The following is a 9,749-nucleotide window of genomic DNA, read 5'->3' as shown; positions in this document are numbered from 1 at the left end:
AATCATCGCTCCAAATAGGCAGTTAACGGCATGTAGGAGACTGTCTATTCATTGTACGGTGAATAGACAGCCTCCCCAGGTCCGTTAAACGTCTATTTCCGGTTGGTATCATTAGCTGTGTGCGTTAATTGGTCCGTCGTAGTTTTTTTGCAGCATTTGAAGGGTATAGCATCGATTTGTTCGCCTAATGTTATAATAAGTTCCTTTAACCAAGCAGGAGCGTGTTCTGCATGAGAAACCTCTTTTTGTGGAAAAATAAGGCTTAGGTTGCCGTTCGGAGGATGATTTTTGGGCTTTGCAGAATAGTAAAAAATAAGATCTAATGCACATATGACTTATCTTACATTTTACAAAAAGCGTATTGGGACTTATGATGAGAGAGAAATGTAACATTTCTTCTCTTATAACGGGAACTTAATTGAATCCCCAACGTACTACATCAGGTGTCGAAATCAGTCCGGTACGAAACGGAGAGAAGGAGCTTTAATTAGAATGAGTCAACAAGACAAAGGTGGGTGGCGGTCTGACATCGCGCCTTACGAAAGACCACATATGAAGTATAGTGTGTGGCAAATCATTAATACTTTAGGACCCTTTTTTATGCTTTGGTATTTCGCTTTCTTAAGTCTTTCGGTTTCAATCTGGCTAACGTTTGTGTTAGACATTATAGCAGCAGGATTCCTCATTCGAATCTTTATTATTTTCCACGATTGCTGCCACAAGTCTTTTTTCAAAAATAAATTAGCGAATGAAATTGTTGGTACCTTAACGGGCATTTTGACGTTTGTCCCTTATCATCAGTGGCGTCATACCCACTCCGTCCATCACGCATCCAGCGGCAATTTGGATCGTAGAGGTGTCGGCGATATCTGGACATTAACGGTTGATGAATATATGGCATCTTCTCCATTTAGAAGACTCTATTATCGGGTCTACAGAAATCCGATTGTGATGTTTATTGTCGGACCCATTTTCATCTTTTTGATTGATTATCGTTTTAACCGCAAACGCGCGGGAATGAAAGAACGTATAAATACGTATATCACGAACTTGGGCATCTTCGGGAGCATTGCACTGCTTTGCTGGGGTATGGGTTGGCAATCCTTCCTCCTTATCCAAGGCCCGATGTTTTTAATTTCAGGTATGGCTGGGATTTGGCTTTTCTACGTTCAGCATAACTATGAAGACTCGTACTTTGAGAATGACGGAGAATGGGATTATATGAAGGCCGCCATGCATGGAAGCTCTTTTTACAAATTGCCTAGAATTCTGCACTGGATCACAGGCAATATCGGCTTTCACCATATTCATCATCTGAGCCCGCGAGTTCCTAATTACTATTTGGAAAAGGTGCATAACAAGAGCGCTGAGCTGCGCAGAGTGCAGACGATTACACTGAAGACAAGCTTAGAATCGCTTAAGTTCCGTATTTGGAACGAGGAATCGAAGAAGTTCATACAGTTCAAAGATCTCAAACCTTTCAAGGCGAAAAGAATCATCGAGACTCTGGGCGCCAAGGCGGAGTAATCTTAAAGAGAGTCGACGGCCTCAAGCAGCATGCTGCTTAGGTTGTCGGCTTTTTTCGATTAAGCTTGCAAAATAGGAAGTACGCAAGTTATAATCATTCCATTACGACAAAAAGTGAACAGGTGTTTATTATATGCAGGTTTTAAAAGATGACGTAAAAAAGAGTATCCGCCAAGCGGCATTGTCCGAATTCAAGAAACATGGCTATATGAAAGCTTCTATTCGGCATATTGCAGACGCTGCGGGTATTACACCGGGCAATATTTATCGGTATTTTAAAAACAAAGAAGACCTATTCTATGAGCTGATTCAACCTGTCTATGAGCAACTTGCTTCTTACACCCTAGAGATCAAGAATGAGGTTGATTTCAAATTGTGTACGGAAACTGCCGATCATCTCGTTATTTTACGTAGAATTGATGCGACGATTATGCAGCTTTTCAAGCAATCAAGTATTGAGCTGACCATTCTTCTCAATCTGAGTGAAGGCTCGCGCTACGAAACCGTGAAAGAGGAACTTATTACACTGGTGTATCAAATTTTGGAGAACGTATTCGCTACCACTAAGAAAACTCCGGCCCCGCTCGAAGCGAATGAGCAGCAATCTGCACGGATGTTAGCTGTTACGCTTATTGAGGGCATGAGCCTTATTCTGCGCGATTATGAGGATGGCGATACGATTAAGATGCTGGTTGATGAGCTGTTGTACCTGTATTCTGCGGGTATTTCAGAAAAAATAAAGCTTCAAGGACTGTGCTAAAATTTTTTTGGCTCAAAAATGAACGCTTGTTTACTAACGTTTTGGAAATAGGAGGAGGAATCAGAGAGATGAAACAAATTATTAAATGGCGCTGGGCGATTGTCGCGTTGTGGTTGGTAGCCACTATAGTTCTCACAGTTATTCAACCCGATGTGAATGCTATTTTAGGGCTCAGGGGCCAAGATCCGCTGCCAAAAGACAGTCCGTCCAAGGTCGCTACCTCAATTTTGAATAAAATGAATGGGGTTAAAGGGACTAGCGATATTATCGTGTTTCACAACCCGAATAAGCTGTCAGATGCAGATATGAAGCAGGTCGAGTCCGGTATTACGAATATGAAAAACCATCAAGATGAGCTTGGCTTTGATCAATTGCTGGATCCGTTCTCACTTCCTGATGCGAAGTCCTCGCTGATTTCAGAGGATCAGACTACGTTAATGGGGAGCTTTAGTTTGGATAAAAGAGGCCGTCATGTCGATGAGATTCAGCAGGAATTTGATGCTGTTTTGAAAGATGTGAACGTTCAGTACTACCTCTCGGGTGAGGACTTCATTCAGAACGATTACATTAAAGCTTCCGAGTCGGGTGTGGCCAAAAGTGCGGCCTTAACGGTGATTTTCATCTTAGCGGTGCTGGTCATCATGTTCCGTTCCGTTATTATTCCGATTGTTTCGCTGCTTGCTGTTGGTATTTCCTACTTGTGCTCTATGGGGATTGCCGCGCAGCTAATTGATAAGTTCGAGTTTCCAGTGACAAGTGTCACGGAGATGCTGTTGATCTTGATTCTTTTCGGCATTGGAACGGACTATAACATCCTGTTGTTCAATCGGTTCAAAGAAGAATTATCTCACGGTCTGTCTGTGGATGAAGCGATTATCGTAACGTATAAAACGGCGGGGAAAACGGTTTTTTATAGTATTTTGACCGTGTTTATTGCATTCGCGAGCTTGACGTTCTCGGATTTTGGTATTTATAAATCAGGTAATGTGGTGGCTATTGGGACTGCGGTGCTCTTGCTTGAGATTATGACGGTGACGCCTTTCCTCATGAAAGTATTAGGCAATAAGCTGTATTGGCCATCCAAGGGTGCAACCGGGCATAAGGAAAGTAAATTTTGGGCGAGCTTGACGGCTATTGCGGTGAAAAGGCCGGTGATCACAACGCTGCTTATTCTGATCGTGATGATTCCGATTGCTCTTTCCAACCATCAGAAATTGTCTTTTGACCAGTTGAAAGAGCTAGGAAATGGCCATGAATCCACCAAAGGATTCAGCCTTGTAGCGGATCATTTTAGCCGAGGCCAAGCGCTGCCGACTATGGTCGTGATTGAGAATGATAAAGCACTTGATAATAATGACGGATTAGCCGCAATTGATAAGCTAACAGACAAATTGAAGAGTGTTCCCGGCGTGGATAAAGTGTCCAGTGTGACGCAGCCACAGTCGAAGCCGATCGATAATTTCTATATTTCGACGCAAACGACGACCGTTGCAGAAGGAATTACAGCTTCGCAAAAGGGTGTCAATCAAATACAAGATGGATTGAGTCAGATGCAGAGTAAACTGGTTAGTCCGGATTTGTCCGGTACGGATCAGTTAATATCCGGCACGGGCAAAGTGCAGGATGGCTACCGTCAGATTACAGTTGCGCTGGGGCAAGTATCGAAGGGGATCGCGCAGGGGGCCGACGGAGCTGGGGAGCTGAGCGCGGGCATTGCGAGCTTAAAGGATGGTATGACGCAAGTCGATGCCAATACGGTTAAGCTAAGTAGCGGGCTTACGCAGCTGCTACAGGGTTACAATGCTTTAACTGACGGCTATCGTCAGATTGAAGGGAAGCTTCCTGGCATTCAGCAAGGGCTGACTGGGATGAACGGGCTTATTGGCGGGCTGGGTGAAAAGTACAGCCAGTTAAAGGCGGATACCGATTACGCTAAGTTGAAGCAAACGGGTGAGGGATTGGAATCCGGTCTCGCCCAGTTGAACGGCGGGCTGAAGGAGCTTGGCGCGAATGCCGCCAAGTTGAATGGCTCTTTTGCTGAGGCTGCTGCGGGACTTGCGCAGATTAACGGTGCGCAGGCGCAGCTTGCTGCGGGATTGGCTTCTCTTCAGAGCGGCTCGGAGGCGCTCGCGAAGGGGCTGAAGCAAGGCAGCGCGGGAAGCCAAGAGATCGCCGAAAGCATGGCGAAGCTGAATGACGCGCTGGGCAGCGTCAAGGACGGGCAGCAGAAGCTGAACGAGGGCTTATCGGGCTTGGCTGGCGGCATGAGCCAGCTGAAGGACGGCCTCGGTCAAAGCGGCAGCGGACTTGGCGATGTGTCCGAGGGGCTCGGCAAAACGGGCCAGTTCCTGACGCAGCTGAACAGCTCGAAAACGTTCTTCATCCCGAAAGAAGCATTAACGAGCGCAGATTTCGGCAAATCGATGGACAGCTTCATGTCCAAAGATCGCAAGAGTACGAAACTCATCGTCATTCTGAAGGATGATCCGTACTCATCAGCGGCTATGAGCACCATCGAGGGAATTAACGCCGAGCTATCGTCAAGTTTGAAAGGCACGGTGCTGGAGAAAGCCAAATTTGGTGCCGCGGGGCCAAGCTCCACAACCTATGACACGAACAAAGCACAGCTGAAATCTTTCAACAGCACGGCAATCATCGTAATTATTGGCGTATTTATAGTCCTATTGTTCGTGATACGAACTTTCTGGCCAGCGGTCTACATCATCGTGTCCTTAGTGATTTCCTACTATGTAGCCATGACCGCTACCAATATCGTTACAGATAAAATTATCGGGGCAGACGGTGTTTCCTCTTTCGTACCGTTCTTCTCCTTCATCATCATCATCGCTGTCGGTGTCGACTACAGCATCTTCTTGATGATGCGATATAAAGAGCTGGGCGAATTGTCGCCGTCTAAGGCGATTGTTCAGGCCGCTAAGCACATCGGCGGCGTAGTGATCTCAGCTATGGTCATCCTCGGCGGTACTTTCGCGACGTTGGTTCCATCAGGTCTAGTTCTACTGATCGAGCTAGCCGTAGCCGTGATCGTTGGTCTTATTGTGCTTTGCTTTATTTTGCTGCCGATGCTGCTGCCGGCTTTGCTCGCTATGCCTGAGGCGCTACGGATGAAGCGCAAGTCAGCGGCTAGGCAAGTGTCCACGGAGAGTAGAACCGCGTGAGCATGAAGTGAGTGAATTTGATTGGCGCCTCCCACATTGTGGGGGCGCTTTTTTGTATGGAGCAGCAGCCCGGCTTTAGCGATGAAAAACATTCTTACGAGCAGGAAAATATACTTAAAGGCAGAGTAGATGCGTCAATAACGATGAAATTCATTGAAATTCATCGTTAAAGTGATGGTCTGGAGCAGCAGCCCGGCTTTAGCGATGAAAAACACCTTTACGAAGAAGGTTGACTTGTTTGATTAGAGGAGGTTGGAGTTGGCCCTGACCGAGCGTATAGTATAACATGCATTTTGTGCATCAAAATTACGCGTTGCATGTCTGTTGGAGGGTTTTATATGCAAAATGTGCAGCTGATTTCTCCCAAAAGCGTTCATACTCAGAGTTTTCATGAAATTTGATGTAGGAAACGCAGCTAATTCATAAAGAAAGCATAGTTGAAGCGAAATTAGCTGCATGTTTTACATCAAAAGGTGTTAGAAATCTTACTTATGCCGCGCGATCGAGAGGTGTTTGACACTGTAAAGGACAGAGCCAGCAAATTCGACTCCAGCATCGCCGCCGCCATCCCAATATCCCGCCAGTCACCCCCTTCCTTCACTCCTACGCATCTCCCACCAGTCACCCCCTTCCTTCACTCCTACGCATCCCGCCAGTTACTCCCTTCCTTCACTCCTACGCATCCCGCCAGTTACTCCCTTCCTGCACTCCTGACCGAATCTCCCATCTGCCACTCTAACCATCTGCTCCCACCCATCACTTGGCCTAATCACCTCTTGCAGTCAATCCCACCAATCATTCCCATTCGCCATTTTCATCTCCCGATCCATCATCCACCCCCACTTATAACATAAACCTATAAAAATCAAACATCATACCTATAGTTCCCACATTGTAAGGGTTGCCAATTTCGAGCGATAATAAAGACATCAAGAACAACCAACCAAACGAGGGGGATTCACATTGGTAACTAAATATAAAGCACTAAGCGTCGTTGCAGCTAGCTTGATGGCTATCAGCTTAACGGCATGCGGTTCTGGTGGAAGCACGAGCGGCAGTACAACGGATACGAAAGCCAGCGCGGCTCCGACTGCGACAGCACAAGCGAAAAAGCAGGAGAACATTACGATCACGTTCCAAAATATATACCCGGATCCAACAGATCCAAAAAACGGCATGTTGAAGAAGATCGTTAACGATTACCAAACGAAAAATCCAACCATCAAGATCGAGCTTGACTCCCTGAACACGGATCAACAAAAGCTGAAGCTCAAAACACAAGCCGCTTCTAAAGAGGTTCCAGACATCACGATCGTCAATCCGGCTGCTCAAATGAAGCCATTCGTCGATGCTGGCCTGTTCGCGCCACTGAACGACATGGTGGATCAAAATGGATTAAAAGGGACGTTCCAAGAAGGTATTCTGAACTGGTACACGTTCAACAACAACATCTACGCCTTGCCTGACGGTAACAACATAGCTGTTGTTTACTACAATAAAGATTTATTCAAGCAAGCTGGCGTTGAAGTGCCGAAGACTTTCGAAGAAATGGTTACAGCGGTAAAAACACTCAAAGGCAAAGGCATTCAGCCAATGGCGATCGGTGAAAAAGATTCCTGGACAGGTTCCTTCTTGTTCATGAACGTATTGCTTCGCACAAATGGCGGTCCTGGCTTCCTACAATCAGTTGTTGATGGCAAAAAGACGTTCGCTGATCCGGCATTCACAGAAGCAGTAAGCAGCTTTCAAGACCTGGTTCAAGCTGGCGCATTCCAAGAGGGCGCGACTTCTTTTGACTACAACGCAGGCGAAAACTTGTTCAAAACCGGCAAAGCCGCCATGTACTTCATGGGCAGCTGGGCAACCGGCGGAATCGAAACCTCTTCTGTGAATGGTAAAGTTGGCGTGTTCAAATTCCCAACGGTTAAAGGTAAAGGGAATCCAGACGAGTTCATGCTTGCTCCAGGAAGCGCGTTCGCTATTTCTGCAAACAGCAAACATTTGAAAGAAACCAAAGATTTCTTGAATTACTTCATGCTTAACTTCCCTAAAGAAGCTTTCGCTGTAAAAGGTGCTGTAGGTCTCGCACAAAAAGTAGACGGCGACTTCAAAGCTGCTGGTTACTCCGATATGGCGATGGAAGTGCTTGGCTTATTCAAGCAAGTCAAAGGCGGCGATCTTGCGTTCGACAATACGATGAACCCAGGAACAGCGCAAGGGCACTTAACTAGCATCCAAAACCTCTTCGTACAGAAGAAAGATCCTGCTGAAGTAGGCAAAGAACACCAAACTGCTTATGAAACAAATAAAAAATAAGATGAATTAGCAGCCGAATCGGAATTTATCTTGAGCGCCGCGATGGGCTGAAGGTAGATTCCGATTGGTATATGCCAGGAAGGAGGCGAGCCAAGTGAATGTGTTAAGAGTCTCCAAGTGGACAATTGCCATGTTTGTACTACCGTGTTTGCTGATCTATATTAGCCTTGTTTTTGTCCCGATTCTCGTGTCTCTGTACAGTGGATTGCTGGATTGGAACGGAATAGGCGATTCGACATTTCTCGGACTCAAAAATTTTCAGACGCTGCTTTTCGCAGACCCCGTATTCTGGCCGTCTGTTCGCCGTACATGGATGTTTGCTATATTTTCCATGGCCGAAATTCCGGTCGCTTTGGGTGTAGCTATTCTCCTGAACCGGTTTATCAAGAAACCGAATTTTCTCGTTTCGAGTTACTTTTTACCCGTTATTCTATCCGTGGTTATCATCGGTCAATTGTGGAAAACCATCTATAACCCCGCCGCGATGGGGGGCATGCTCAATCAAGTGCTTGATATGCTCAATTTACATGGTTGGACGAGATCTTGGCTGACAGATCCTAAGATTGCGATGTATTCTCTCTATTTTGTAGCCCTATGGCAGTACTTGGGTTACCATACGCTGATCCAGTTTACCGGTATTCAGAACATCCCAGCTGATATTTATGAGGCAGCCCGGATTGACGGAGCCGAGGGGCTTAAAGCCGACTGGCATATTACTTTCCCTATGAATATTCCGATTTTTAAAATATCCATCGTCCTCGCCTTTATCGGCTCGCTGCAAGCGTTCGACATGGTCATGGTCATGACCGCAGGGGGACCGGCACACGCGACAGACGTCATTTCCACACATATGTACAACATGTCGTTCCTCTCCATGAAATATGGGTACGGAAGCGCGATTGCGGCTTTCTTGGTCGGTATGTGTTTGATCGCAACGGTCATTATTAATGCGGTATTCAACCGACTAGAGAGAAGATTTTCATGAAGGAGGGGAGTGTTACCATGCAGACCGCACGGGAAATAGCTTCGGCTAAGCCTGCAATCATTCGGAGACGCAAACGCCTCTCTATCGTCAAAATCATCGTGATCGCCTTTCTTTCCCTACTCGTGGTTACGCAAGTATATCCGCTGCTCTGGCTGGCTATTTACTCATTAAAAAGCAATGAAGAAATCCTGTCGGGCCAATTTTTCGCTCTTCCTCATACGCTTCAATGGAAGAATTTCACGGATGCGATCAAGGCTGGACACTATTTTCAATATTTGAAAAACAGCCTATTCGTCACTTCGGTTACGATGGTAAGCGTCCTGCTGCTAAGTTCTCTTACCTCGTTTGCCATCGCCCGATTCCGTTGGAAATACGGTCAGGTCGTGATGGTCATCTTCCTCATCGGGATGATGGTACCGCTGCAGGCAACGCTATTGCCGCTCATGATTATTTTCAAAAATCTACACGCACTGAATACTCATCTTTCGATTATTCTTCCTTATATAGCGTTCCAGACGCCAATTGCGGTCTTTATTCTCAGTGGATTTATGAAATCCATTCCGAGTGAGATTGAGGAATCCGCTGTTATGGATGGAGCAGGGGTTTTCAGGATCTTCCGCAGTATTATCTTACCGATCTCGGTTCCTCCGATGATGACGGTTTGTATTTTAACTTTCATCAGCATCTGGAATGAATACATTCTGGCGGCGACTTTCATCTCGTCCGAGCGGCTTAAGACGCTTCCGTTCGGAGTGAACAGCTTCGTCAGTCAATATTCGGTTAATTACGGAGCAATCGGTGCCTTCCTTGTACTAGGCGCACTTCCGGTCATTCTCATTTATTTCTTGTTAGCCGATAAAATTACAAAAGGTATGGTAGCGGGAGCGGTGAAGGGTTAATTTCACCCCTCTCTTTTTGCTGTTTCTTGGGATGCCTATGATAAAATAGGGAGTAGCGTATAACGAAAGGGGACCGACAACCA

General features: G+C 46.1%; 6 protein-coding genes. All 6 read left to right on the top strand.

The features are described from left to right. The first annotated feature begins 492 nt into the window (after positions 1-492). The gene (locus ASG93_RS17195) at positions 493-1,527 is read left to right on the top strand and encodes a fatty acid desaturase (protein ID WP_056833788.1); all 1,035 of its coding nucleotides are present in this window, start codon (positions 493-495) and stop codon (positions 1,525-1,527) included. Positions 1,528-1,660: 133 nt separating this feature from the next. After that, positions 1,661-2,287, top strand: coding sequence for a TetR/AcrR family transcriptional regulator (locus ASG93_RS17190; protein WP_056833787.1), 627 nt, complete (start codon positions 1,661-1,663; stop codon positions 2,285-2,287). A gap of 68 nt (positions 2,288-2,355) precedes the next feature. Beyond that, positions 2,356-5,466 carry an MMPL family transporter gene (locus ASG93_RS17185; protein WP_056833786.1) on the top strand — a complete coding sequence of 1,037 codons (3,111 nt, stop codon included), beginning with the start codon at positions 2,356-2,358 and terminating at the stop codon, positions 5,464-5,466. A gap of 1,008 nt (positions 5,467-6,474) precedes the next feature. Beyond that, complete coding sequence (locus ASG93_RS17180; protein ID WP_056833792.1) at positions 6,475-7,782, top strand: extracellular solute-binding protein; 1,308 nt, start codon at positions 6,475-6,477, stop codon at positions 7,780-7,782. A gap of 94 nt (positions 7,783-7,876) precedes the next feature. Next, a complete protein-coding gene (locus ASG93_RS17175; RefSeq protein ID WP_056833785.1) occupies positions 7,877-8,767 on the top strand; it encodes a carbohydrate ABC transporter permease in 891 nt (296 codons plus the stop codon). A 17-nt stretch (positions 8,768-8,784) separates the two neighbouring features. After that, positions 8,785-9,666: a carbohydrate ABC transporter permease gene (locus ASG93_RS17170; RefSeq protein ID WP_082614941.1), complete on the top strand. Its 882-nt coding sequence runs from the start codon at positions 8,785-8,787 to the stop codon at positions 9,664-9,666. Positions 9,667-9,749: the final 83 nt, after the last annotated feature.

It is taken from the genome of Paenibacillus sp. Soil787 (assembly GCF_001429545.1).
Classification (GTDB): Bacteria; Bacillota; Bacilli; order Paenibacillales; family NBRC-103111; genus Paenibacillus_E.
The sequence above is the reverse complement of the archived record's forward strand: the minus strand, read 5'-3'. Positions and strand labels throughout refer to the sequence as shown.